This window comes from Pseudoduganella lutea (assembly GCF_004209755.1).
Classification (GTDB): Bacteria; Pseudomonadota; Gammaproteobacteria; order Burkholderiales; family Burkholderiaceae_D; genus Rugamonas; species Rugamonas lutea.
This window is the reverse complement of record NZ_CP035913.1, coordinates 3,522,592-3,547,577: the sequence shown is the minus strand read 5'-3', so window position 1 is coordinate 3,547,577 and position 24,986 is coordinate 3,522,592. Positions and strand designations below refer to the sequence as shown.

Annotated in this window: 17 protein-coding genes; 7 read left to right on the top strand and 10 right to left on the bottom strand. The window is 66.3% G+C overall.

Features of this window, described 5'->3' with window-relative positions:
- Positions 1-22: 22 nt before the first annotated feature.
- The gene (locus tag EWM63_RS14985; RefSeq protein ID WP_165390835.1) at positions 23-931 is read right to left on the bottom strand and encodes an MBL fold metallo-hydrolase; all 909 of its coding nucleotides are present in this window, start codon (positions 929-931) and stop codon (positions 23-25) included.
- A gap of 190 nt (positions 932-1,121) precedes the next feature.
- Between EWM63_RS14985 and EWM63_RS14980 the strand changes: the two genes are divergently transcribed.
- The 3 genes from EWM63_RS14980 (at position 1,122) to EWM63_RS14970 (ending at position 5,455) form a co-directional block, all read left to right on the top strand.
- Positions 1,122-2,819, top strand: coding sequence for a M14 family zinc carboxypeptidase (locus tag EWM63_RS14980; RefSeq protein ID WP_130187242.1), 1,698 nt, complete (start codon positions 1,122-1,124; stop codon positions 2,817-2,819).
- A 14-nt stretch (positions 2,820-2,833) separates the two neighbouring features.
- A complete protein-coding gene (locus EWM63_RS14975) occupies positions 2,834-5,023 on the top strand; it encodes an FUSC family protein (RefSeq protein WP_130187241.1) in 2,190 nt (729 codons plus the stop codon).
- 90 nt (positions 5,024-5,113) lie between these two features.
- The gene (locus EWM63_RS14970; protein WP_130187240.1) at positions 5,114-5,455 is read left to right on the top strand and encodes a YkgJ family cysteine cluster protein; all 342 of its coding nucleotides are present in this window, start codon (positions 5,114-5,116) and stop codon (positions 5,453-5,455) included.
- Between the two features lie 12 nt (positions 5,456-5,467).
- On the opposite strand, the gene EWM63_RS14965 is transcribed toward EWM63_RS14970, so the two are convergent.
- A complete protein-coding gene (locus tag EWM63_RS14965) occupies positions 5,468-7,531 on the bottom strand; it encodes a TonB-dependent receptor family protein (RefSeq protein WP_130187239.1) in 2,064 nt (687 codons plus the stop codon).
- 68 nt (positions 7,532-7,599) lie between these two features.
- Positions 7,600-10,050: an FtsX-like permease family protein gene (locus EWM63_RS14960; RefSeq protein WP_165390834.1), complete on the bottom strand. Its 2,451-nt coding sequence runs from the start codon at positions 10,048-10,050 to the stop codon at positions 7,600-7,602.
- 237 nt (positions 10,051-10,287) lie between these two features.
- On the opposite strand from EWM63_RS14960, the gene EWM63_RS14955 reads away from it, so the two are divergent.
- The 3 genes from EWM63_RS14955 (at position 10,288) to EWM63_RS14945 (ending at position 11,688) form a co-directional block, all read left to right on the top strand.
- The gene (locus EWM63_RS14955; protein ID WP_130187237.1) at positions 10,288-10,533 is read left to right on the top strand and encodes a hypothetical protein; all 246 of its coding nucleotides are present in this window, start codon (positions 10,288-10,290) and stop codon (positions 10,531-10,533) included.
- 301 nt (positions 10,534-10,834) lie between these two features.
- On the top strand, positions 10,835-11,188 hold the full coding sequence (locus EWM63_RS14950; protein ID WP_130187236.1) for an energy transducer TonB: 354 nt from the start codon (positions 10,835-10,837) through the stop codon (positions 11,186-11,188).
- Positions 11,189-11,424: 236 nt separating this feature from the next.
- On the top strand, positions 11,425-11,688 hold the full coding sequence (locus EWM63_RS14945; RefSeq protein WP_130187235.1) for a hypothetical protein: 264 nt from the start codon (positions 11,425-11,427) through the stop codon (positions 11,686-11,688).
- Positions 11,689-11,751: 63 nt separating this feature from the next.
- On the opposite strand, the gene EWM63_RS14940 is transcribed toward EWM63_RS14945, so the two are convergent.
- The 4 genes from EWM63_RS14940 to EWM63_RS14925 form a co-directional block, all read right to left on the bottom strand.
- The gene (locus tag EWM63_RS14940) at positions 11,752-13,677 is read right to left on the bottom strand and encodes a S9 family peptidase (protein WP_130187234.1); all 1,926 of its coding nucleotides are present in this window, start codon (positions 13,675-13,677) and stop codon (positions 11,752-11,754) included.
- Between the two features lies 1 nt (position 13,678).
- Positions 13,679-15,184, bottom strand: a complete 1,506-nt coding sequence (locus EWM63_RS14935) for an APC family permease (protein WP_130187233.1) — start codon at positions 15,182-15,184, stop codon at positions 13,679-13,681.
- A 132-nt stretch (positions 15,185-15,316) separates the two neighbouring features.
- Positions 15,317-15,970 (bottom strand): HAD hydrolase-like protein, encoded by a 654-nt coding sequence (locus EWM63_RS14930; RefSeq protein WP_130187232.1) that lies wholly within the window; start codon positions 15,968-15,970, stop codon positions 15,317-15,319.
- A 20-nt stretch (positions 15,971-15,990) separates the two neighbouring features.
- Positions 15,991-17,115: an NADH:flavin oxidoreductase/NADH oxidase gene (locus EWM63_RS14925; protein ID WP_130187231.1), complete on the bottom strand. Its 1,125-nt coding sequence runs from the start codon at positions 17,113-17,115 to the stop codon at positions 15,991-15,993.
- A gap of 167 nt (positions 17,116-17,282) precedes the next feature.
- Between EWM63_RS14925 and EWM63_RS14920 the strand changes: the two genes are divergently transcribed.
- Positions 17,283-17,564, top strand: a complete 282-nt coding sequence (locus EWM63_RS14920; RefSeq protein ID WP_130187230.1) for a hypothetical protein — start codon at positions 17,283-17,285, stop codon at positions 17,562-17,564.
- A gap of 186 nt (positions 17,565-17,750) precedes the next feature.
- On the opposite strand, the gene EWM63_RS14915 is transcribed toward EWM63_RS14920, so the two are convergent.
- The 3 genes from EWM63_RS14915 to astB all read right to left on the bottom strand — a co-directional run bounded on the left by EWM63_RS14915 (position 17,751) and on the right by astB (position 24,984).
- Positions 17,751-18,746: a succinylglutamate desuccinylase gene (locus EWM63_RS14915; protein WP_130187229.1), complete on the bottom strand. Its 996-nt coding sequence runs from the start codon at positions 18,744-18,746 to the stop codon at positions 17,751-17,753.
- A 1-nt stretch (position 18,747) separates the two neighbouring features.
- Complete coding sequence (locus EWM63_RS14910; protein WP_130187228.1) at positions 18,748-23,508, bottom strand: NAD-glutamate dehydrogenase domain-containing protein; 4,761 nt, start codon at positions 23,506-23,508, stop codon at positions 18,748-18,750.
- A 135-nt stretch (positions 23,509-23,643) separates the two neighbouring features.
- On the bottom strand, positions 23,644-24,984 hold the full coding sequence (astB, locus tag EWM63_RS14905) for an N-succinylarginine dihydrolase (protein WP_130187227.1): 1,341 nt from the start codon (positions 24,982-24,984) through the stop codon (positions 23,644-23,646).
- Positions 24,985-24,986: the final 2 nt, after the last annotated feature.

Here is a 24,986-nt window from a genome sequence, read left to right as displayed (position 1 = left end):
TCAGTGCATCGTCCTTGCCTGCTTACTTTTTCGGCTCGTAGCGGTACGTTTCGCCATGCTTCAGGTAACTGACCTTCTCCGCGAGGCCCGCCTCCTGCACGGCCTTCTGGAAGTCCGACAGTGGCGACTTGAACACGGTGTAGTCGTTGTAGTGGATGGGGATCGCACGGTGCGGTGCGATGAGCTTGAGCATCTTGACGCCCTCCTTGGCATCCATCGTCACCGTCACGATGCCCAGGATGCGCGTGCCGCCCAGGTGCAGCAGCGCCAGGTCCACGCCCGGGAAGCGCTTCGGGATTTCCTCGATGTCGCGGTACACCATCGTATCGCCCGATATATACATGCGATAGCGGCCGGCGGCGGACGAGAAGTCCAGCATCGATCCCATCACGGCCGGCAGCAGCGCGGCGGCCGCCACGGGGCCGTGGCGCCCCGGCATCGCCGTCAGGCGCAGCGTCGTGTCGCCTTTCGTCACCTGCACGTCCTGCCAGGTGCCCAGGCCAATCACGGACGTGAAGCCCAGCTTGCGCAAGTCGTCAGAAGCCGACGCGGTGGTGACGATCGGCGTGGAGCGCTTCAGCTTTTCGCGCACCAGCTTGTCGAAATGGTCGTCGTGCAAATGGGACAGCAGCACGAAGTCGATTGGCGGCAAGGCATCGAATTCGATGGCCGGATTCGTCTGCCGCTCGGATGTGAGGCCATAGCCCAGGTGCACGTGGTCGCCCTTGTGGAGGAAGTTCGGGTCCGTCAGGATCGTCATGCCGCCGAAACGGATCATCACCGTGGCGGTGCCGATGAACTGCACCGAGTGTTCGGCCTCGCCCGACGTGGCGGCGGCGGGAATATTCAAGGTGAAGCGTGGCGCCGTGGTTGCCTGCTGCGCGGTGGCGACGCCGCCCAGCGCCAGGGTCAAGATGCACAGCAATTTCATGCCAAAAGCCATCATCCGGTTCATCGCTGCCCCCTCCAGAAAAGGGCGTTGATAGCATGGTTTTCGCTGTCACGTTCGCACGTTTCCGCGCCGCTGCGGCGCCCTTGCCACAGGGATTGCGATGCTACAATCGCGGCGCGGCCGCCTACCCGGCGCCACCGTTCCCGTCACTGCTCCTGAGATCCAGACCATGCACCCCGAATCGCTCACGCCCATGCCCACGCCTTATGAAAAAGGCAACCAGAACCAGACCACGCTGTGGACCGACTGCATCGCGTTCTATGAAGAACTCGCGCGTCGCTTTCCCCAGGTATTGCGCTTCGGGCAGGCAGGGGTTTCCGATGGCGGCATCCCGCTGCACGTGGGTGTTGTGAGCGCGGACGGCGTGTTCGACCGCGAGGCGATCAAGGCCGCGGGCCGCCCGGTTTTCTTCAACAACAACGGCATCCACCCGGGCGAACCGGAAGGCATCGATGCCTGCATGGCCATCGTGCGCGACTTCTGCTTCGACCCCGCGAAACTGGCCACGCTGGGCGACACCGTGCTGCTGTTCGTGCCGGTCTATAACGTGGACGGTGCCCTGAACCGCACGAACACGTCGCGCCCGAACCAGGAAGGCCCGGAGCTGTTCGGCTTTCGCGGCAACAGCCGCCACCTGGACCTGAACCGCGACTTCATCAAGTGCGACACGCTGAACGCGCGCTTCTTCAACGAACTGGTCACCGCATGGGACCCGGACGTGATGGTGGACACCCACACGTCGAACGGCGCCGACTACACGTACACGATGACGCTGATCCATACCCAGGCCGACAAGCTGGGTTCCGGCCTCGGCCCCTTCCTGCGCGACACGATGCTGCCGCATCTCTACGCGGAGATGGAAACTCGCGGCTGGCCCACGTGCCCGTACGTGAACCCGGTGCAGGACACCCCGGACGACGGCATCGCCGAATTCCTCGAAGTGCCCCGCTTCTCCACCGGTTTCACGGCGCTGCACAACATCATCGGCTTCATGCCGGAGACGCACATGCTCAAGCCGTTCAAGGACCGCTACGAATCGATGCGCACCCTGCTGGACGTGACACGTGAATTCACCGTGCGCCATGCCGGCGAGATCCAGCGCCTGCGCCGCGAAGCGAAAGCAGCCCAGCGCGAACAGCAGGAATGGACCGTCACGTGGAAGATGTCGGACACGCCCTCCACCTTCCGCTTCAAGGGCTATGAAGCGCGCCGCCATCCGAGCGTGCTGGGCAACTACATGCGCCTGTCGTACGACCGCAGCAAGCCCTACGAGAAGGATATCCCGTACTTCAACAGCTTCCTGCCCGATACCGTGGTGCGGGTGCCGAAGGCGTATGCCATCCCGCAGGCGTGGCGTGAAGTTGTCGAGCGCCTGCAATGGAACGGCGTTCGGATGACGCGCGTCGACGCGCCGATGCAGGTCGAGGCGCGTTACTACCAGATCGGTGAACTGTCGACCCGCGCCACCGCCTACGAAGGCCACATGTTCCACGACGTGGTCGACGTCGAGGCACGCACCGGCACGTTCACGCTGAACCCGGGCGACTGGATCGTTTCGCTGGACCAGGACAACGCCCGCTACGCCGTCGAAACGCTGGAACCGCAGGCACACGACAGCTTCTTCCGCTGGGGCTTCTTCAATTCCGTGCTGGAGAAAAAGGAAGCCATCTCCGACTATGTGTTCGAGGACCTGGCCGTGCAGCTGCTCGAAGAGGAACCGGCGCTGCGCGAGAAATTCGACGCGTGGAAGGCGGCCAATCCCGCCTTGCTGGCGAACCAGGAAGCGGTGCTGGACTTCATCCTGCACAACTGCGCGCGGCATGCGGAGCCGGAATGGCGCCGCTATCCGGTACTGGGCCTGCTGTAACGGGGGCGGGTCCGATGTCCCAGTCCCCTTTGTTACATTATGCACTGAGCCCGCGCACCTTCTTCCACAGCCACTACTTCCACCTCGGACTGCGCTTCGGCGCGGGCCTGATCGGCATCACGTGGGCCACGCTGGCGTTCGCCGACATGGCGACGGCCATGTCCGTCGGCATCGGCGCGCTGTGCACGGCGCTGATGGACATGCCCAGCCCGTTGCGCCACAAGTTCAACGAGATGCTGGCGTCGGTCCTGCTGTGCAGCCTGGTGACGCTGCTGGTGAGCCTGTGCGCGCCGCATTTCTGGCTGCTGATCGCGGTGCTGATACTGCTGTCGTTCTTCGCCAGCATGATGATCGTGTACGGCAAGAAGTCGATGCCGCTGCAGCTGGCCACGCTGTTCATCATGACGATGTCGATGGAGCACCTGCTGACGCCGATGCAGGCGCTGGTCCACGCCGGCCTGTTCACGCTGGGCGGCATCGCCTACCTCGGCTACGCGATGGGTATCGCCTGGCTGCTGCGCCACCGCATCAAGCAGCAGGTGCTGGCCGAGGCGCTGTTCGAGCTGGCCGCCTACATCGACATCAAGGCCGACTTCTACGACACGCGCTACAACCTGACCGAGCAGTTCAACCGCCTGGTGCGCCACCAGGCGCTGCTGGCCGACAAGCAGCAGGCTTCGCGCGACCTGATCCTGCGTTCGCACCAGAACCGCAAGGATGCGATCGTGGTGCAGATCCACGTGTGCATGCTGGACTTGTACGAGCAGATCCTGTCCACGCATACCGACTACGCGCAGCTGCGCGTGCACTTGGCCGATTCGCCGGCGCTGGAAGCGTTGCGTGGCCTGGCCTACAAGTGCGCGCGGGACATCGAATCGGTGGCCTACGCCGTCACGCGCAAGAAGGCATCGTTCCAGACCATCAGCTACGAGCCGGAGCTGGCCGCCATCGAGGCGGAGCTGGCCGAGCTGCAGCGCCGCGTGGCGGCGGGCAAGCCGGCGCAGGAAGCGCTGGCCGTGCTGCGCGCGCAGCGCAACAAGGTGCGCGCCATCATCAACATGGTGGGCGAGCTGCATGGCGCCAGCCAGAAGGCCTACGACAGCACGCCGTTCTGGCAGGATGCCGACATGCAGCCCTTCCTGTCGCAGCAGAAGTACGAGGTGGGCGTGCTGCTGTCGCACCTGCGCATGGATTCGCCGATCTTCCGCTTTTCGCTGCGGGTGGCGATGGCGATTTCCGTGGGCCTGGCCATCGGCACGCTGCTGCCCTATTCGGCGCACAGCTACTGGATCATCCTGACCATCGTGATCATCCTGCGGCCCAGCTTCTCGATGACGAAGCAGCGCCGCGGCGACCGCATCGTGGGCACCGTGATCGGCTGCGTGATCACGGCCGTGATCCTGCTGTTCTTCAACCACCCGGCCGTGATCCTGGCCGCGCTGGTGCTGGCCACGATCGCCACGCCCACGTTCGTCTACCTGCGCTACCGCTACACGGCGATCGCGGTGTCGATCATGATCCTGCTGCAGATGAACCTGGCCGCGGGCGGCAGCATCCACGTGATCACGGAACGGCTGGTGGACACGTTCATCGGCGCCGCGGTGGCCACCGTGTTCAGCTTCGTGCTGGCGAGCTGGGAATACCAGAGCCTGCCCAAGCTGGTCCAGCAGGTGCTGGCCGCCAACGTGCGCTACATGGAAGCGGCGTTCGAGCTGTTGCAGGGCAAGTCCCGCAACGACTTCCCCTACCGCATCGAGCGCAAGGGGCTGATGGACGCGCTGGCGATGCTGTCGGCCGCGATGGTGCGCATGCTCGACGAGCCGGCCAGCAAGCGCCGCGCGGCCGAAGACATCAACCTGTTCATCGTGCAGAACTACCTGCTGGTGGCGCACGTGGCGGCATTGCGCGCGATCCTGCGGCGCCACGTGAAGGACATCCCGGCGCGCGAAGCGAACCGGATGCTGGCGGCCAGCCACGCGCAGGTGGGCCGCACGCTGGCCGATGCGCTGGCCAGGCACGGCGTGAAGGCGCCGGTGCCGAGCCTGGAAGACGACCTGGCGTGGTCGGAAACGATCGCGCCGGCGGGGTCCGTGGACTGGCCGGGCTGGCCCGTGGTGCAGCGCCGGGTGCGCCTGCTGCAGGCCGATGCGGAAAAGATCCTCGTGCACAGCGAGGCGATCGAACGGAACGTGGTACGGGTGTAGATGGCGGCGGACGGCCATGGCTGGACCGTGGCCGTTTTGCTATCATTCCAGGCCCGGCCACCATCCGGCCGGTCAACCAACCCGTGAGCGATGTCCGAATCCACTTCCGACGTGTGCCAGGACTGCGGTGCCTGCTGCGCACACTACCGCGTGTCCTTCTACTGGGGTGAAAGCGATGCCCATCCCGGCGGCACGGTGCCGCGCCACCTGACCATCCCCATCACGCCGCACCGCATCGCCATGCGCGGCACGGAGCAATCGCCGGTGCGCTGCGTGGCGCTCGAAGGCAGCGTCGGCGGCAAGGTCGGGTGCACCATTTATCCGCAGCGCTCGGCCACGTGCCGCGAATTCACCGCGTATACACCGGAGTGCGCCAAGGCACGCGGCGCCCACGGGCTGGCGCCGCTGGCCGAGCCGGCGCTGGCGAGTTAGAACGCCGACGAATCAGAAAGTCATCCGCGCTTGCGCGTACACGGTGCGCGGCGCGCCCACCATGCGGCCCAGGTTGCCGTCCACGTTGCGCGTGTAGTAGCGCTTGTCGGCCAGGTTGTTCACGCCGGCCAGCAGCTGCACGCCGGGCTTGCCCGCCAGCTTCCAGCCCAGCTGGCCGTTGACGGTGCCGAAGCCGGGAATGCTCCCCACGCCGCCGTTGGCGCTTTCGGCCATGGTGTTTTCCGCGTCGGAGAACTGCCGGCTCTGCGCCGTGGCGGACAGGCCCGCGGAGAACGCGCCGATCTCGTAGCGTGCGCCGATCGTGCCGGTGCGGCGCGCATAGAACGGCACGTCCAGCCCGGCCGTGGCGCCCGATTCCTGGATCGCTTTCGTGTAGTTCCAGTTGGCATAGGCGCTCAAGCCTTCCAGCGCCCCGGCGAAGCGGTAGTCGACGGCGGATTCGACGCCTTCGTGCCGCGTGGCGCCGATGTTGCGGAACGTGGCCGGCGTGGTGCCCGGCACCTGCAGGATCTGGTTGTCGAAGCGCAGGCGGTACAGCGTGGCTTCGGCCGACAGGCCGCGCGCCTTCCAGCGCGCGCCCAGCTCCACGGTCTTCGCCAGTTCCGGCTTCAACGGATTGGCCGCCGTCTGCGAATTGAGCTGGGTGTTCTGCACGGGGCCGAACGAGGTGCCGTAGTTGGCGAATACCGTGAGCGCCGGATCGACCAGGTAGGCCGCGTTCAGCGACGGCAGCGCCTTGTCGTTCGACGTGTCGAACGCGCGGCTGCCGGCGCGGTCGGTGCGCCGCGAATCGATCTTCTCGAACCGCACGCCGGGCGTGATGCGCCAGGCGCCAACGGCGATGCGGTCGTCCACGTAGAAGGCGTGCGCATCGGTCTCGTTGTCGAACGTGGCGGTGGCCCCCTGCACGCCGGTGGCGACCGTTACCGTGTAGTTGTTGTCGTCGCCGCGCTCGCGCAGGTAGCGGTAGCCGGCCGTCACGTCATGCGTGGTGGCCCCCCATTTCACGCGCTGGGTGTAGCGCGGCTCCACGCCCAGTACCTCGTAGTTGCGCGGCTGGTACGTGATCGCAGTACGGCCGGCATTGATCAATGCGCTGCTGCGCGAACTCTCGTTGTAATACACCTTTACTTCCGCTTCCTGCGTGGCGGAAATCGTGTTCAGGTAACCGAGGTCGATGCCCTTGCGCTCGCCGTCCCAGTAATCGGTGGGCCGCGTGTTCTGGAACGGGTCGGCGTTGTACTGTGCCACGGTGAGCCCGCCGGGCGTCATCGACTTCACGTCGTAGTACGACAGCTTGCCGTAGACCTGGGCACCGGCGCCCAGCAGGTAACGGAACTTCAGCGCGAAGTCGTTGACCTTTTCGTCGCTGCCGTCGCGCCAGCCCGTGCCATCCATGCCCGAATACAGCAGGGCGACGCCGAGGCCGTTCTCGAGCTGGCTGCCCAGGAAGGCGCTGTACTGCGTGCTGTGGCCACCTTCGCCGAAATGGTTGTAGCGGATCGACGCGTCGCCGGCAACGCCGGGCGCATCGGGCATGGCGCGGGTGGTGAAATTGATGATGCCCCCCACGTTCTGCGGACCATAGCGCACCGCGCCGCCGCCGCGCACCACGTCGATCGCTTCGATGTTGTTCAGGCTGACCGGCGCAAACGACAGCTGCGGCTGGCCATACGGCGCCACGGCCAGCGGCACGCCATCGAGCAGCACCGTGGAGCGTGGGGAATAGCGGCCCGACAGGCCCCGCACGCCGATGTTCAGTGAAATGGCACTGCCGGCGGTGCCGGAATTGTCCGTGCTCTGCACGCCGGGAATGCGGCGCAGCACGTCGCCGATATTCGCCGCGCCGGTACCGTCGATGTCTGCCTTCTGCACGACGGTGCGCGCGCCGGCGAAATTCTTCACGCTGTTCTGCAAGCCCGAGCCGAGCCAGTTGCCGGTGACCGTGACCGTTTCCAGCGGTTCGCCCACCTCCTGCGCCAGCACGGGCGTAACGACAAAGGCGGCGCCGAGGGCGGCGGCGCAGCGGGACAGGCGGAAGGTGTGGAAAGACATGGGCGGCTCGGAAAGTTTGCAAACCGTAAATGATAACACTTCTCATTTGCGATTGAACCGCCACATCCCTACTCCCCTTGCCGCAACGCGACCGCCGGCATCACCCGCATCGCGGCGATCGCGTGGCGCAGCGTGGCGCAGCAAGCCGTCAGCACGCCAATGAGCAGCGCTGCCGGCAACGCCCACCAGACGTAGGTCGTCGTCACCGCGAAGCCGGCCAGATAGTGGGCGATGACGAAGCCGGCCGGCGGCAATGCCATCACCGCCGCCGCGAGCAGCAGCAGGGCGAACTCGGTGCCGACCAGCAGCCCGATGGCCCGGCGGCCCGCGCCGTGCAGCTTGCGCAACGCGATTTCCCGGCCGCGCCGCTGCACGCTGCCGGCGGCCAGCACATAGATGCCGAACGCGGCGATGCCGGTGGCGACCACGGTCCCCAGGGTCAGCAGGCGCGCGATGCGCCAGTCGTCGGCGCTGCCCTCCTCGAATACCCCGCGCGCCGGCTGCACCCTGGTCGGCAGCCCCGGGAAATAACGCGAGAGCAGCGGCGCCAGGGTTTGTTCCAGCGACGCGGCATCCAGCGTGGTGCGCACCATGATCACGTTCGCCCTGGCCTGCTCCACCATGTACACCATGGCCGTGGACGGGTAGCGCAAGCCCCGGTGCCGCAGCGGTGGCGCGATACCGACCACGCGCAGCGACATGTCGCCCATGGTGACCACCTGGCCCACGGCGGCGCCTTCGGAAGCGAAGCCGAGGGCCCGCGCGGCGGCCCCGTTCAGCATGATGTCGTTCTTCTGCGGCGCGGACGGGCGCGTGCCTTCGACGCCCGCATTGAAGCTCGCATTGAAGCCCGAGTTAAAGCCCGAGTTAAAGCCGACTCCCGCCACCGGCGCGATGCCCGTCACCGCGAAAAAGCCGGGGTCGACCAGGGTCATTTCAAAACGCCGCTCCACGCCGGACGGTCCGCGGAACGCGGTACTGTTGCGCACCATGGGATGCCCGAACGGCAGGTCGATCGCGGTGGCGCCGACGACACCGGGCACGCGCGCCAGCGCCGCATGGAACGCCTGCCGTGTCTCGGCCTTGGCCTCCTGGCGCAGGTGCAGCAGCACGAATTCGTCCACGGCGAAACCGGGATCGGCCTGTGCCGCGAAGCGGGCCTGCCAGCCGACCGCCAGCGCCAGTGCGCACAGGCTGATCGCGGCGGCGAACTGGAATACGGTCAAGGCACGGCGCAGCCATGCGCCGCCGGCCGGTTCGCTGCCGGCCCGGCCGGCCAGCGCCCGCGCCGGCAGCACGCGTAGCGCGATCCGGGCCGGCCAGATGCCGCATACCAGGCCTGTTCCGATGCCGATCGCCAGCGCCGCCAGCAGCGATGCCGGCGACAGGAAGTGCGCCAGCGGCCGGTCCATCAGCGACGAGAATACTGGCAGCAGCAGCCAGGCCAGCAACAGTCCAAGACTGGCGGCCGCCAGCGCGACGGCAACCGATTCGGCCACGAACTGCGCCGCCAGCCGGCCGGCACCGGCGCCCAGCGTCTTGCGCACCGCGATCTCCCGGCCGCGCGCCAGCACGCGCACCGTGGCCAGGTTCACGTAATTGGTGGCGGCAAGCGCGAGGATCAGCAATGCCAGCGCGGCCAGCGCCAGCACGAGCGCCTTCGACGCACGCGGGCCGCCGAGGAAGACCGCGACGTCGGTATCGAAATAGGCGTCGGCCAGTGGCGTGACGGCCACTTCGACCATCGTGCCGCCGACACGGCGCATCTCGTTCGCGCCCAGCATTGCCGCCACCACGCGATTCGCCTCCAGTTGCACCGGCGCGGCCATCGCCTGTGCCTGCACGCCTGGCGCCCTGGCGTAGAGCTTGCCCGCCAGGCCCGTCCAGTTGTGGCGCTGCTGTTCGCGCTCGCCCGGCTTCCACAACACCGTGCCCTCGCCGACCAGGGCGGTATAGGGCAGCGTGGTATTGGGCTGCGGCTCGGGCAGCAGCGCCAGCACGCGCAGCACGCGGCCGTCGACGTCAAGCGTGCGCCCCAGCGCCGCCATGGTGCCGAACAGCTCGAGCGCACCACGCGGTGTCAGCGCCAGTCCGTCCGGCCGGGCCAATGTCGCGACCAGGTCGCCCGCCACGGCGCGCACGCCGAACATGGCGGGGAACGTGTCGCTGACCTCGTTGAACACCACTTCATGCAGCCGGCCATCCACCTTGACCGTCCTCGCATGCGGATTCACGGTGCACAGCGTCAGCGGCAGCCCGCTGTTGGCCAGCACGTCGCGGGCGGGCAATGGCATCTGCTCGATCCACAGCGGCTCGGCCAGCAGCTTGAGCTTGTGCTTGAAGACGTAGACGTTGCGGTTGTCCGGCACGGCACTGTCGTAGCTGAACGAGTAATGCACGAGTGCCAGCAGCAGGAAGGCGGCGGCCAGTCCGACCGCCAGGCCGAGCAGCATGGCCGCCGTGTGCAGGGGCTGCCTGGCCAGCATTCGCCAGCCGATGCGGAAATCACGCAGGTGCATAAGGGCCTCCATATTTTGGTGCTGTCACTACTGCAAGCATTGTGCCAATACGCGCCGCGGGCAGGGGTCAGCGAACCGTCCGAAGACGAACATTTTTACTGTCCGGAAACGAACAGGTTCTATTTTCACTTAAGCAACTATATGTTTTGCGAATGGATGACATCACAAACTAAAAGTTTATTTATGATGCGGACGTCCCTATACTGCACTGCAACAACCCTCATTTCAGGAGCTAACATGTCTACCGCCCTCATCACTACTCCGGCCACCCGCGGCTATCTGGACAGCGTGGGCCGTGTCGCCATGGCCTTCTTTGGCAAAATGCTTGCCTTCGCACCGTTCGCCGCCGGCGCATCGCATGGCAGTGCTTCGCAAGTGTCGACACTGCGCGAGCGCCGCGCCATCCTGCGCCTCGCCAAGGATTTCGACATCACGTCGCCGAACCAGGCCGCGGAACTGCGCAACCTGGTCGGCCGTGACTGATCCGGTTCCCGCACACGCATGAAAAAGCCGGCATTGCCGGCTTTTTTATTTTCACGACACGTTTTCCGGCTTATATCATCCACTGGCACCGGTCATTTTCCAGGATGATGAAATACCTTTATTTTCCGTAAATTTCTGTGAATTTCCTTATAAATCATTCACTTGGCGAATGAATCACATCACGAATGAAAAGTTCGTTTATTTCTCCGGCATGCCTACACTACATGCAACAACGTTAATTCAGGAGACAGCCTGGGCAGCGTGCCAAGGCTAACTGTCATTAACTTTCAGGGGAAATACCATGTCCATCAATACCTCCGCAAAAAATCGTTGCTTCGGCCTGCTGGCCGCCCTGCTCGTCTCGGGAGCCGCATCCGCGATCGAAGTGCCCGCCACACCGGACGCCCGCAACTGCAAGGCGGATTATCCGCGCGCCGCCATCGCCAACGAGGAACAAGGCACTGTGTCGATGTCAGTACTCGTGTCGTCCGGCGGCGTGGTGAAGGATTCGCGCATCAACAAGTCGAGCGGCTACCGGGTGCTGGACAATGCCGCGCTGCGCAAGCTCGCCGCCTGCAAGTTCGCGCCGGGCACGAAAGACGGCGCGCCGGCGGATACGTGGACCCGCGTGGACTATGCCTGGAAACTGGACTGATTGCATGGCCGTCCGCCATGTTCGAGACAAGCCGGCACTGCCGGCTTTTTTATGGCCGGCCCGACCATTATGCGTTTCAGTGATGGACCGATATTGTTCCAGGTTATAGATAGTTGTAGCAAGGAAACCAACAATATACGTTTCACGCATGGCCCACATCACAAATGAAAATTTTTTTTATTTCTGTGCGCGCCCTATACTGCACTGCATCAACGATCAATTCACAGGAGTTCACCATGTCGACCGCCATCTTCCCTACTACCGCCAACGCAGGTTCCCTGGACAGCACCGGCCGTACCGTGATCGGCTGGCTGCACTCCATGCTGCGCACCACGCCACCGGCACTGGCCGAAGTCCAGGGCAGCAAGTCCCAGCCGGAAGAAGTGCCGTCGTATTACAAGGTCGGCGTGCGCATGTCCCTGCTGCGCTGGGCCGACGAACTCGAAGCGGATGCACCGCACGAAGCGGCCAACCTGCGTGCACGTGCCGCCGCAATCTGAGCCTGACGATACGTTGTGAAAAAAAGCCGGCATCGCCGGCTTTTTTGTTTTGACAGCATCCTGTCACAGGTACTTGTCGAACCAGTCGACGATACGCTTCGTCAGGTCCTGCTGGTGTTCCGGCTTGCGGATCGCATGCCCTTCCCCTTCATACACCACGAACGTGGTCGGCACATCCAGCGCTTTCAGCGCGTGCCAGAATTCCATCGATTGCGCGGCCGGGGTTTCCACGTCGCGCTCGCCCACATAGATCAGCGTCGGCGTTTTTGCCGCCTTCACGTATTCGATCGGCGACAGCTTGCGGTAGATGTCCGGGTCGTCGTACATCGTGGCGCCGAAGAATGGCACCATCCACTGGTCGATGCCGTTCTGCCCATAGTAGCTGACCCAGTTGGCCACGCCGGCGCCCGCCACCGCCGCCTTGAAGCGGTCGCTGTGCGTCACGCCCCACATCGTCATGAAGCCGCCGTACGAACGACCCATCAGACCCAGGCGCCGCAGGTCGATCGGCATGACCCTTGCCGCGACGTCGATGCCGGCGAGAATGTCGCGCAGGTCGCCGCCGCCGAAATCGCGCCGGTTGGCACGGACGAATTCCTGGCCCTGGCCGAAGCTGCCGCGGGGATTCGGCATCATGACCAAGTAGCCGGCCTTCACCAGCGCCAGTATTTCCGGGCTGCTCGTCCCTGAAACGAAGCGCGGCGTGGCCGCCGACGCCGGGCCGCCATGCACCTGGACGATGGTCGGATATTTCTTGCCGGGGTCGATGGCCGGCGGCCCGACGATCCAGCCCTGCATCGTTCGCCCTTCGCTTGCCCACGACACGCTCGCCATCGAAACCTGGGCGCCAATGTGCTCGTTGTCGTGGGTGACCTGCGCCGGCTGCGCCAGCGGGCCGGCCACCAGGCGCGGCGCACTGGTGAAGTCCTCGATCGCGCCGCTCACCTTCGCGCCATCGGCGCTGAACGACAGCCGGCCATCCGTGCCGCCGGCCGCCGTCACCGGGGCCGACCACTGCTTCTTCGCCTGGCCGGTCGCCGCATCGACGGTGAGCACCGCCAGCAGGTCGCCCATCAATGCCGAACCGACCAGGCCATTCTTCTTCCAGGCGAGGCTGTTGAACGTGCCCCGGAACCCGGGTGTGATGTTCCTCGGTTCGCCGCCGGCCAGCGGCACGGTCCAGACATCGCCGCCGATCGAGCCGAAGTCGCTCATCAGGCCGCCCACGTAGGCCACCGTTGTTCCGTCCGGCGACACGCGCGGCAGGTTCAATTGGGTGGAGGGCGATGCGATCACGCGAAGCGCGCCGCTGGCCGCGTCCACGTAGGCCAGCCTGGCCACCCACCAGTTGTTGTCGCCGTCGCCCTTCGCGCCCGTGGCCACGAAGCCCTTGCCATCCGGCGTCCAGTCGTATTCGTAGATGTAGGTATCGCCGGGCGACAGCAGTTTCAGGACGCCGCCGGAAACCGGCACAGTGGCGATGCGCTGCGCATCGTGGTTGCCGCCGATCTCGCCCACGAGGCGGGCACCGGCCGCGGTGGCACCGGTTTCCTTGCGCGCGCCGACCGTGGCCAGCAGCGCCAGCGATCGGCCATCGGGGGAAAACCGCGCGGAATGGGCATTGCCGTCCACACTGGCCAGGGTGCGCGTGCCAACGTACAAGGTGGCCTTGCCGCCCGTGCTGCCGATGAAGGCAACGCTCTTGCCATCCGGCGACCAGCTCGGGCGGTCGTAAGCGCAGGCCTTGCACGGGTCGAACTCATCGACGATCTTGCCGGTGGCGGCATCGCGCACGACGACGATGGCGTGCGGCCGCCTGCCCGGCACGCCGGTATCGACCGATTCCAGCGCGGCGATCCGCTCGCCGGCGGGCGACAGCGCCACGGCCTTGTAGTCGCGCATGGCAGCGGCATCGGCGGCCAGGGCAACCGCCCCGGACATGGTGGCCGCGGCCACGAAGCTTGCGAGGGCGATTGCTTTCAGTTGCATGTCAGATCTTGTTGAGGCGGGAGTTGCGGATGCCGTAGGCGAAATAGGTGACGACGGCAGCCGCCATCCAGATCGAGAAGATCACGCGTGTGGTGTGCGACAGGCCCACCATCAGGTACAGGCATGCCGCGACCGACAGGCCGGGCACGAGGTAAGGGCCGAGCGGCACGCGGAAGCCACCCTTCGTATAGGTGCCGGCGCGGCGCTCCTTGCGGCGCATGACCGGGACCGCGATGGATACCAGGATGAACGCCGTCAGCGTGCCCATGCTGACCATGTCCCACAGGAAGGTGGCGTCGACGAAGCCGGCCACGAAAGCCACCACGACGCTGACGATGATCGTGTTGAGCACCGGCGTGGCGGTGCGCTGGTTCACCTTGTGGAAACCCTTCGAGATCAGGCCGTCGCGCGAGATCGCGTACAGGATGCGGGTCTGGCCGTAGATCGTCACCAGCGTCACGGAAAACACGGAAATCACCGCGCCGGCCGACAGGACCAGGGCCGGCCACGCCTTCCCGGTCACGTTCTGCAGGATCACGGCCAGGCCCGCTTCCTGTCCTTCGAACATGTGCGCCGGCTGTGCGCCCATCGCGGCCGTTGCCACCAGCAGGTAGAACACGGTGACGATGCCCAGCGCGGCAAGGATGCCCAGCGGGACGTTGCGCTTCGGGTTGTGCACTTCCTCGCCCGCCGTGGCCACGGTGTCCAGTCCGATGAACGAGAAGAACACGGTGCCGGCGGCGGCGGTCACGCCGGCCATGCCCAGCAGGCCCTTCTCGCCTTCCCCCTTGAAGAACGGCGTGAAGTTGGCGGCATCGAAGCCGGAGAAGGCGATGGCCACGAAGAACAGCAGGATCGCCAGCTTGATGATGACCATGACGGCATTGGTGCGCGCCGATTCCTTGGCGCCGCGCGAAAGCAGGAAGCAGCACAGCGCCACCAGGATGATCGGCGGCAGGTTGACGTGGCCCCAGTTGAACACCACGCCTTCCGGTGTCGACACGATCATCGGCGTGCGCAGCAGCGTGGGTATGTGCCAGTTGAAGGCATTGCCCAGGAAATTATTCAGGTAATCGGACCAGCCGATCGCCGTGGCGCTGGCGGCCAGCCCGTATTCGAGCAGCAGGCAGGCGGCCATGATGAAGGCGAGGAATTCGCCGACCGTGGCATAGGCGAACGAGTAAGAGGAACCGGAGGCGGGGATGCGGAACGCCAGTTCGGCGTAGCACAGCGCCGTCAGGCCGGCCGTCAGCGCGGCCAGCAGGAACGACAGGATCACGGCGGGGCCGGCCTTCGGCACCGCCTCGACCATCGTGAAGAAGATGCCGGTACCGATGGTGGCGCCAACGCCGATCATGGTCAGCGAGAACAGGCCCATCGAGCGGGCCAGGCCGCCGGGAGCATGTGGCGTTTCCATGCCGATGCCAGGGGCTGTTTCCGGATTCGTGTCGGCAGTGGCGGCGACCGGTTTGGTACGGGTCATTTTCTGGACCAGCGTCTGGCTCACAGGGGATTCCTTGTCAGGGTGTTCAAGGCCGTGGCGCTCGTGACGCCGGGCAAAGTCGCGATTATAGGGCCAAGTTTCGCGACTTCCCTAAGAGAATTTTGTGTGCAAAAAACAAGTGGTAATAAAGATACTTCAACTTGCGGAGGGCGATTTCTCGCCGCATGCGAGCTGCGCCGCCATGTCGGCCACGCTGCCGAACATCAGCTTCGGCGCGCGCGCACGCAGCGCTTCGGGCTTGGCGTAGCCCCAGGCTACCGCGCCGAAATCCAGGCCTTCGGCATGCGCGGCATCGATGTCGCGCACTTCATCGCCCACGCACAGCACGCGCTCGCTGGCCAGCCCGCTGCCCTGCACCACGCGGCGCAGGCGGCGGCGCTTGCCGAACAACGCCGCGCCGCATTCGAAATGGCAGAACAGGCGCGCATGCTCGCCCAGCACGGCACGCACGTTGGCTTCGGAATTGGAGCTGACGATGGCCAGCAGCACGCCATCGGCCGCCGCATTGCGCAGCATGCCGGGCACGCCGTCGAACAGGCGGATGCGGCCGATGCTTTGCGCCATCAGCGTGCGGAAGTGCATCGCCACGGGCAGCAGCTTCCAGCGCGGCATGCCCAGCTGCCGCATGATCTGCGGCAGGTCGGCGCCACGCAGTTCGTCCAGGCGGGAAGGGTCCAGGCGCCGGAAGCTGTGCGCTTCCGCCACGGTATCGAACACTTCAAGGAAGAAGGGAAAGCTGTCGGCCAGCGTGCCGTCGAAATCAAAGATCAGCAGGTCGTAATGGCGCATCGTTCCCCTTTGTTCGGTTATCAGCGCTGCCCCAGCCGAGAGGTAACGGGAGGCGCGCCGAACAGCTGTTTCTGGTCGTGCGGCTGGCAGCGCCAGTATTGCGGCGGCGCGTCGACCTGCGCGCCCAGTTGCGCGGCCGCATGCCATGGCCAGCGCGGATCGTACAGGATGCCCCGGGCCAGTGCCACCATGTCGGCCTGGCCTTGCGCCACGATGGCTTCGGCCTGCGCCGCCTCGGTGATCAGGCCCACGCCGATGGTCGGCAACCCCGTCTCGCGACGGATGCGCTCGGCAAAACCGACCTGGTAGCCCGGGCCGACGGGAATCTTCTGCTTTGGCGACAAGCCGCCGCTGGACACGTGCATGAAGTCGGTGCCGAGCTTTTTCAGTTCGTTGGCGAAGACCACGCTCTGTTCCACATCCCAGCCGCCTTCGACCCAGTCCGATGCCGAGATCCGCATGCCCACCGCGACGCTGCGGGGTACCGCGGCACGCACTTCTTTAAAGACTTCAAGCGGGAAACGCATCCGGTTTTCCAGCGAGCCGCCATAGCGGTCCGTTCGCTGGTTGGACAACGGCGAGAGGAATTGGTGCAGCAGGTAGCCGTGCGCGCCATGCAGTTCGATCGCCTCGATGCCGAGGTCATGCACGCGGCGTGCGGCGTCGACGAAATCCTGTTTTACCTTTGCAAGGCCCGCGTCATCGAGCGCCACGGGCACCGTTTCATCTTCGGCATGCGGCACCGCCGAGGGCGCCACGGTCTGCCAGCCGCCGTCTTCCACAAGGATATTGCCGCCGCCTTCCCAGGGCACGGCGGACGATGCCTTGCGGCCGGCATGGGCAAGCTGCACGGCCAGCACGATGGGCGAATGCCGGCGGATGGCCGCCACGATCGGTTGCAGCGCCCGGCGGTGCTCGTCCGACCACAGGCCCAGGTCCTGCGCCGAAATGCGGCCTTCGGGCGACACGGCCGTCGCTTCCAGGATCAGCAGCGCGGCGCCGGACAGGGCCAGGCTGCCGAGGTGGATCATGTGCCAGTCGGCAGGCAGGCCGTCGGTGGCGGAATACTGGCACATCGGCGCGATCGCGATGCGGTTCTTCAAGGGCGTCTGGCCAAGCGTGTACGGTGAAAAAAGCTGACTCATGAAATTCCTTTCAACGATGTACGGACGAGTGTAGCCAAGATCGCCTGATCCTGCTTTTATCGAGCGTCGTTACATGTGCTTACTTTTGATACAGGGAAAGGGTAGATCGCCTATTGGTATAAGGCTAATCTTGTCCCATACCAATAGCACCGAGACAGGAGGAAGAGATGACGATGTACCAGAAGATCCCGACCACTTCTTCGCGCATCGATCCGTTGATGCTGGTGGCCGCCGCCGGCATCGTGCTGCTCTCCGTCGTGGCGACCGCGGCGATTGTCCGCTGGCTGCCGGACGACAGCCGCGCCGGTGAACCTTCCGTTACACCGCCAGGCCCGGCCACCGCGCGGGCATCGTCAGCCTCCTCGGCCACCCTGCCGGATGCTCCGGCAACGCGCAAGGTGCGAGAACAGAAATCCCAGGCGCGGGCCACGCAGTTCGCCTCCGCCTGAACCAGCTCCCTCCTCACAAGCCACCCTCGCGGTGGCTTTTTTTACGTCCCCACAGCCGCGCCCGTGTCCACCCTGGGGCCAGGCCCGGAAACGGACACGAGCTCGACCATTCAACAGCCGAGGCTGTGTCCACTTTTGTGCCTGACCCCAAGGTGGACACGGGGTGAGCTGTAGTGCCATATGTGGTCAGTCGAGACGGACGACCATCATGCCGGCGCGCAGGCCGATGCGGACGTCGGGATTCGGGAACACGACGAATTCCTCGGGGTGCTGCACCGTGTAGACCGTGTCGCCGTCGCGGGCGATCTCGTCGCCCTGCTTCAGTCGCGTGAAGTTCTGCGTTTCCTTGCCGAAGGCCATGGTGAAGCCGTCGGACAGCTTCAGGATGTTTTGCGCGACACGGAACAAATGCGGTTGCTGCCCGGCGGGCAGCGATGGCTGGCCGCGCAGCAGCCGGTCCAGCGCGGCGGAGGCGGCGGCGAATTGCGCCAGGTCGTTGCGGCCCAGCGTGCCGATGCGGCCCAGCTCCACCGTGCTGCCGGCGGCGCCGTGGTGCTCGGCCGTGTGGAAGCTGTACGTGCCGGCCGTTTCCCGGTTCAGGATGACGGCACCGATGCCCGCTTCGCCCAGCCAGCCGATCAGGCGCTCGCGCGCCGGCGTGGCGATCAGTTCCGGCACGATCGCGAACGTGGGGTAATGCGACGCGCGGATGGCCGTGTGCAGGTCGAGATGCCAGCGCTCCGGGCCGGCATCGGCAAAGAAGGCGGCGGTGGCGGCGATCATCTCGTCCGCCCGCGCCGCTTCGGCGGTGCCGGCCAGGCTGCCCCGCTCGGCGCGGAACATGCGATTCAGGTCGGCGTCGATGAAGCGCCTGCCGGCCCGGATCGCGCCGATGCTGCCCACGCAGACCATCAGATCCACCGCCAGCGCCTGCGGTTCGCGCGCCAGCGCATCGAGCAGGTAAGCCGTCAGCTCGATCGGGCCCGTTTCATCGCCATGCACGCCGACCGACAGCAGCACCGCCGGCAGGACCGTGCCGGGCCGGCGGATCGTCACGATGCCGTCCGCCGGCTCCGCCACCGCGAAGCCGGCCGCACCGAATGCCTGCGCGACGGCCGAGAAATCCGCCTCGGCCAGGGCCCGCACCGGCGCCGGCAGGCCGTCTTGCAACGCTTGCGTCATCTCAGGCCGCCTTCTGCATGCCGTAGCCGCCGGTGTTCACGGCTTCGGACAGGGTCCAGACATCCAGCATCGCCTGCTCCAGGTCCGCCGGTGCGCTGAACGCTGGCAGGTTCAGCGCCGCGATCACGGTATCCACGGCACCGGCGCCATGGCCGGCGGCGCGGGCCAGCACCTGCGCCAGCAGGCGCTGCTGCGTACGCCGCAATGCCTGCTGCGCATAGCTGCGCAACTGTTCCTGCGATTTGCTGGTGGCCGGCAGGTTCAGGCCACGCTCTAGCGCGGCGATACCGGCCCTGGCGCGCAACGTGGTGCCCAGTGCCAGGAACGCAGGCAGGTCCATGCCTTCCGGCCGCTGCACCGACAGTGCGGCGAACAGGAACGCCGACACGCCTTCGATGCCTTCCAGTGCCTTCCACGCCGCGGCGAATTCCGGCTTCGTGTCGGGCACTGCGTCGGCTTCGAACGTGGTGCCGTCCGGTGCGAGGCGGCCAGCCATGTCCGGCTCGTCGAACAGGCGGGCCAGTTCGGCGATGCCGCCGCTGCCGCGCAACTGTTCCTTCGGCACCGCCAGGACGCCTTCCAGCACGGCCCGCAGCGCGGAGCGGCTGCGCGCATCGACGGCCATCGACACCTCGCGCGGCACGGCCAGCGCATCGGCATCGAGCGTGTTGAAGACCGGGTCCAGGTTCAGCGCCGACCATGCCTGGCCCCACGCCAGGATCACGTCGGTCTCCGCCACGCCGTGTTCCTGCGCCAGGTTGCGCAGCATCAGCGGGCCGCAGCGGTTCACCGCTTCGTTGGCCAGCACGGTGGCCAGGATCGCGTTGGCCAGCGGGTGCGCCAGCGGTGAACGGGTGGCCACCAGCAGTTCGGGGAAGTAAGGCCGCAGCACGGCTTCGGCCCAGCTTTCCTCGGTCAGCGGCAACACGCCCAGCAGGCGCTTGTAGCGGTTCTTCACGTTGGCGATGACGACAGCCAGTTCGGGCGTCGTCAGCCCGCGGTTGTCGCCCTTGCGCCTTGCCAGTTCGGCCACGGAAGGCAGCATCTCCAGCTCGCGCGACAGCGCGCCTTCTTCTTCCAGGCTGGCGATCAGCGCTGCATAGCCCTTCTGCACCGTGATGTCCGATTGCGCCTGCAGCTCGCGCACCAGGAGGCGCGTCTGCTGCGTGTTGTCGCGCAGGACGAGGCGCACGATATCATCCGTCATGTCGTTCAGCGTGCGGTTGCGCTGCTCTTCCGTCAGCAGGCCCGCGTTGACTTCCACGTCGAGCCAGATCTTGGCATTCACTTCGTGGTCGGAGCAATCCACGCCGGCCGAATTGTCGATCGCATCGGTGAAGATGCGCCCGCCGGCCAGCGCGAACTCGATACGGCCGGCCTGCGTGGCACCCAGGTTGCCGCCCTCGCCCACGACCTTGCAGCGCAGTTCGCTGCCGTTGACGCGGATCTGGTCGTTGGCGCGGTCCTTCACCTGCGCATTGGTTTCCGTGGAGGCCTTGATATAGGTACCGATGCCGCCGTTGTAGAACAGGTCCACCGGCGCCAGCAGGATGCGGTGCATCAGTTCCTCGGGCGACAGCGCGGTTTCGGCTATGTCGAGCGCCGCGCGGATCTGCGGCGACAGCTCGATGGTGCGCAGCGAGCGCGGATACACGCCGCCGCCTTCCGAGATCAGCCCCTTGTCGTAGTCTTCCCACGACGAGCGGGGCAGCGCAAACAGCCGCTGGCGCTCGGCGAACGACCGGTCGGTGTCGGGGTTCGGGTCGAGGAAGATGTGGCGGTGGTCGAACGCGGCCAGCAGCCGGATCTTGTCGGACAACAGCATGCCGTTGCCGAACACGTCGCCCGACATGTCACCCACGCCGACCACGGTAAATGGCGTGCTGGCCATGTCGTGGCCCATCTCGTAGAAGTGGCGCTTGACGGCTTCGAACGCGCCCTTGGCGGTGATGCCCAGCTTCTTGTGGTCGTAGCCGTTCGAACCGCCGGAGGCGAACGCGTCGCCCAGCCAGAAGCCACGCTGCACGGCGATGCTGTTGGCGATATCGGAGAACGAGGCCGTGCCCTTGTCGGCCGCCACCACCAGGTAGGGGTCGTCGTCATCGTAGCGCACGGTATCCTGCGGCGGCACGATCTTGCCCAGCACGCGATTGTCCGTCACTTCCAGCAGGCTGGCGATGAACATGCGGTACACGGCTTCGCCCTCGGCCGCCACCACTTCACGCGGCGCGCCGGCAGGCATCTGCTTGCAGACGAAACCGCCCTTGGCGCCGGCCGGCACGATGACCGCGTTCTTCACCATCTGCGCCTTCACGAGGCCCAGCACCTCGGTGCGGTAGTCCTCCATGCGGTCCGACCAGCGCAGGCCACCCCGCGCCACCGGGCCACCGCGCAGGTGCACGCCTTCGAAGCGGCGCGAGAACACGTAGATCTCGCGGTAAGGTTTCGGCTCCGGCAGGAACGCCAGCCTGCCGGTGTCGAACTTGAAGATGATCTTGTCGCGCGCATCGAGCACGCCGGCATTCTGCAGCTCCGGGCTGGGCTGGAAATAATTGGTGCGCACGGTGGCCAGGATCAGGTCAAGCAGCGCGGCCAGGATCACTTCCAGGTCGGCGTGATTCACCTGCGGCACGCGCGCCTTCAGCGCCACCAGCTGCTCGCGGGCCGCGGCACGGTCTTCCTCGCTGCGCCGCGGATCGAAGCGGTGCTCGAACGCGTCGACGATTTCCTTCACCAGCGCCGGCTGGCGGCGCAGGCTTTCGGCAATATAGCGCACCGAGAACTGCGTGCCGGTCTGGCGCCAGTAGCTCATGTAGGCACGCACCAGTTGCACCTGCCGCGGATTCAGGCCGCCTTCGACCACCAGGCCGTTCAGGCGGCCATCCTCGATATCGTCGTTGAACAGCGCGGCAAACAGGTCTTCGGCCACGGCGGCCACGCCGGGCCGCGCCAGCTTCTCGGCCGACGTGGCATCCACGGCCAGGCTCGTCACGTAGTGGCGCTGGCCGTCGGCCGTGCGGATCGTGTGCGCGCGTTCGCGGTCGATCAGCACGCCGGCATTGTGCAGCGCGGGCAGGATCGACGACAGCGTGGGCGTCTTGTCCAGCGTATAGATGCGGATCGTGGCGGGATTGGCCTCCGAAGCCAGCTCGATGCGCACGGTAGCGCGGTGCGGCGTACCGTTGCGCAGGATCGTGTCCAGGTCATGGAACGCCACGGCCGGCGACGTGGCGGCAACGTAGTCGACCGGCAGCGTGGCGCACAGGCGGCGCAGGTCGTTACGCCGGTGTTCGTCCGGCACCGCGTCGGCCAGCTCGGAAAAGCCTTCGTGCCAGCCATCGAGGATCGACAGCAGCGGACGCTGCACGTCGCTTTCCAGGTCCAGCGGGTAGCGTGCGGCGTGCGCGATCAGGTACAGGCGCGCCAGCGGGCCATCGGCCACCAGCGTCTGCGAACTCACGTGCGTGGCACCGGAGCTGTCCTGCAGGGCGCGCGCCAGCGCCTGCGCAGCGCTGGCGCTGTAGCGTTCGCGCGGCAGGTAGACCAGCACGTTCAGGTGGCGCGCATACACGTCGCGCCGCGCGAACACCTTGGTGCGCGGCTGCTTGTACAGGGAAACGACGGCGTTGCAGACTTCGGCCAGCCATTCGGGGTCCGCTTCCAGCGCCTCGGTGCGCGGCAGCGATTCCAGGATCTCGATGAATTTCTCGGCGCGGAAGCCTTCCTGGCGCAGGTTGGCGATCTTCAGGACCTGGGCGATGCGGCCGCGCGCGAACGGCAGGCGGGCCAGCGGCGTGAGCATCGCGGCGCGCGTGAACAGGCCGATGAAGCAGTGCTCGCCCAGCACGTTGCCGCTCGCGTCGGCGGCCCGCACGCCGATGAAATCGAGCTGCTGGTCGCGGTGCAGCGTGCCGCTCACGTCCGCCTTGACGATCGAGAGGATGTGCCCGCGCCGGTTCAGCGTATCGAGGTCGCCCGGGATGTTCGCCAGGCAGGTGCCGTAGACAGGATGCGCGGTATCCTGCAGCACGCCGATGCGGCTGGGGAGGTCGCGTTCCAGTTCGTGCGTGCCCGGCTTCACGTGGTAGTACGCATAGCCGTGCACTTCAAAGCCTTCGTCGCGCGCCCATTGCAGGAAGGCGGCTGCCTCGGCGCCCTCTTCGCCCTGGCCCTGCACGGAATCGGCCACGGTGGTGAAGCGGTTCTTCATCGTCGGCAGGTCGCGCCGGACGACGGCGGCATCGCGCGCCACCGTTTCGATGCCTTCTTGCAGCTCGCGCAGCGAGGCGTCGTCGAGCTCCTCGGCCAGCAGGCAAAGCACGTAGGATTCCAGTTTCGCACCCGGTTCGCCGGCCGCCGTCACGGCGCCGTTCGTGTCGCGCGTCACCGGCAGCACGGCATTGAGCACGCCGTTCACCTGTACCTTGCGGCGCCGCAGCACCATCACGATGGAGTCGACCAGGTAGGGCATGTCGTCGTTCAGGATCAGCAGCGCCGTGGCATTGCCGCCGCGGCCATCCGCATAGCGCAGCGTGGCGATCTGCGCGCCCGGCACCGTGCGGCGGGCCGCGGCGGTGAAGCCTTCCACCAGCACCGGCGCGAGGCTGGCGGGCAGCGTGTCGGCCAGGTCTTCATCGTCGAGGGACTTCAGCCAGAGCGCGATCAGCGCGCCCACGGGCGTGCCGTCGGCGCCATGGCCGGCAACGCCGCCATTGACGAGTTCCAGGGTTTCACTACGCAGTTGCTGCGGCATCTTTGTCATCTGCTTCTCCAGTTATTCCAGTGTGCGTGATGGGTACTGCGCGCCGGCTCGTGGCTGGCGCAATGTGCAATGGGGCCGAGGATCGCCCAGCCCCACTCATTGTTCAATCTGCCAAACGTGAGAACGCTCTACGTTCTAGCCCAGATCATACAGCCCGGGCAGCCCGAGAAGCCGCTCGAGTTCCTCCAGTGCGGCGGCGATCTCGATCGCCAGCGCGGGGTCGGCCAGGTCCTGCGGCGCGAGCTGGTCGCGGTAGTGCCTGTCCACCCAGGCCACGAGGGTGTGGTACAGCGCTTCGGTCATGATCACGCCCTGGTGCATCGCCGCCGCTTCCTGGTCCGTCAGCGCCACGCGCAGGCGCAGGCAGGCGGGGCCGCCGCCATTGCGCATGCTCTGGCGCAGGTCGAAGTGCACCAGCTCGTCGACCGGGCCGCCGCTGGCGACCAGGCCTTGCAGGTACTTGGCCACGGCGGCGTTTTCCTCGCATTCGCGCGGGATCACGAGCGCCATCTTGCCGTCCGGCTTCGACAGCAGCTGGCTGTTGAACAGGTAGCTCTGCACCGCGTCGGCCACCGCCACCTGGCCGGTCGCCACGCGGATCGGCGCCAGCTCCGCCCCGACGCCATCGAGGGCCTGGCGCAGCTTCAGCAAGGTGCCCTGCTCGTCGGCGAAGGCCTGCTCGTGGTAGAACAGAACGTTGGCATTGCCGACGGCGATCACGTCGTTGTGGAACACGCCCTGGTCGATCACGGCGGGATTCTGCTGCACGTACACGGTGCGCGCTTCCTGCAGGCCATGCAACCGGGCCACCGCTTCCGACGCTTCCAGCGTTTGCCGTGCCGGATAGCGCACCGGCGCCGGCGCGGCCGGATCGAATTCGACACGACCGTAGACGAACAGCTCGACGGCGTCCGCCCCGTGGTCGCGGCACAGGCGCGTATGGTTGGCGGCGCCCTCGTCGCCGAAGGCCGGCGTGGAGGGCAGCGCCTCGTGCACGGCGAAGTGGCGCTCGTCATGGAAGATGGCGCGCAGCGCACGGCCCGACTGCACGTGCTCATGCGAGCGGTGCAGCTTGTTGTTCAGGTTGGCCGGCGTGAAGTGCACCTTGCCGTCCGCCGTGTCGCGCGACGGGCTCACGGTGGCCGCGTTGGCGGTCCACATCGACGACGCGGAGTAAGCGCTGGCCAGCAGCACCGGCGACTCCTTGTATGCCCGCGCCAGCACCTCGGCATCGCTGCCCGTAAAGCCCAGGCTGCGCAGCAGCCGGAAGTTCGGCCGTGCCTGCGGGGGCAGCATCCCTTGGGCGAAGCCGCGCGCGGCCAGCGCGCGCATCTTGGCCAGGCCCTGCAAGGCGGCCTGCTTCGGGTTCGACGCGCTCTTGACGTTGTTGAACGAAGCCACGTTGCCGAACGACAGGCCGGCGTAGTTGTGCGATGGCCCCACCAGGCCGTCGAAGTTAAATTCACGCGTACTCATGG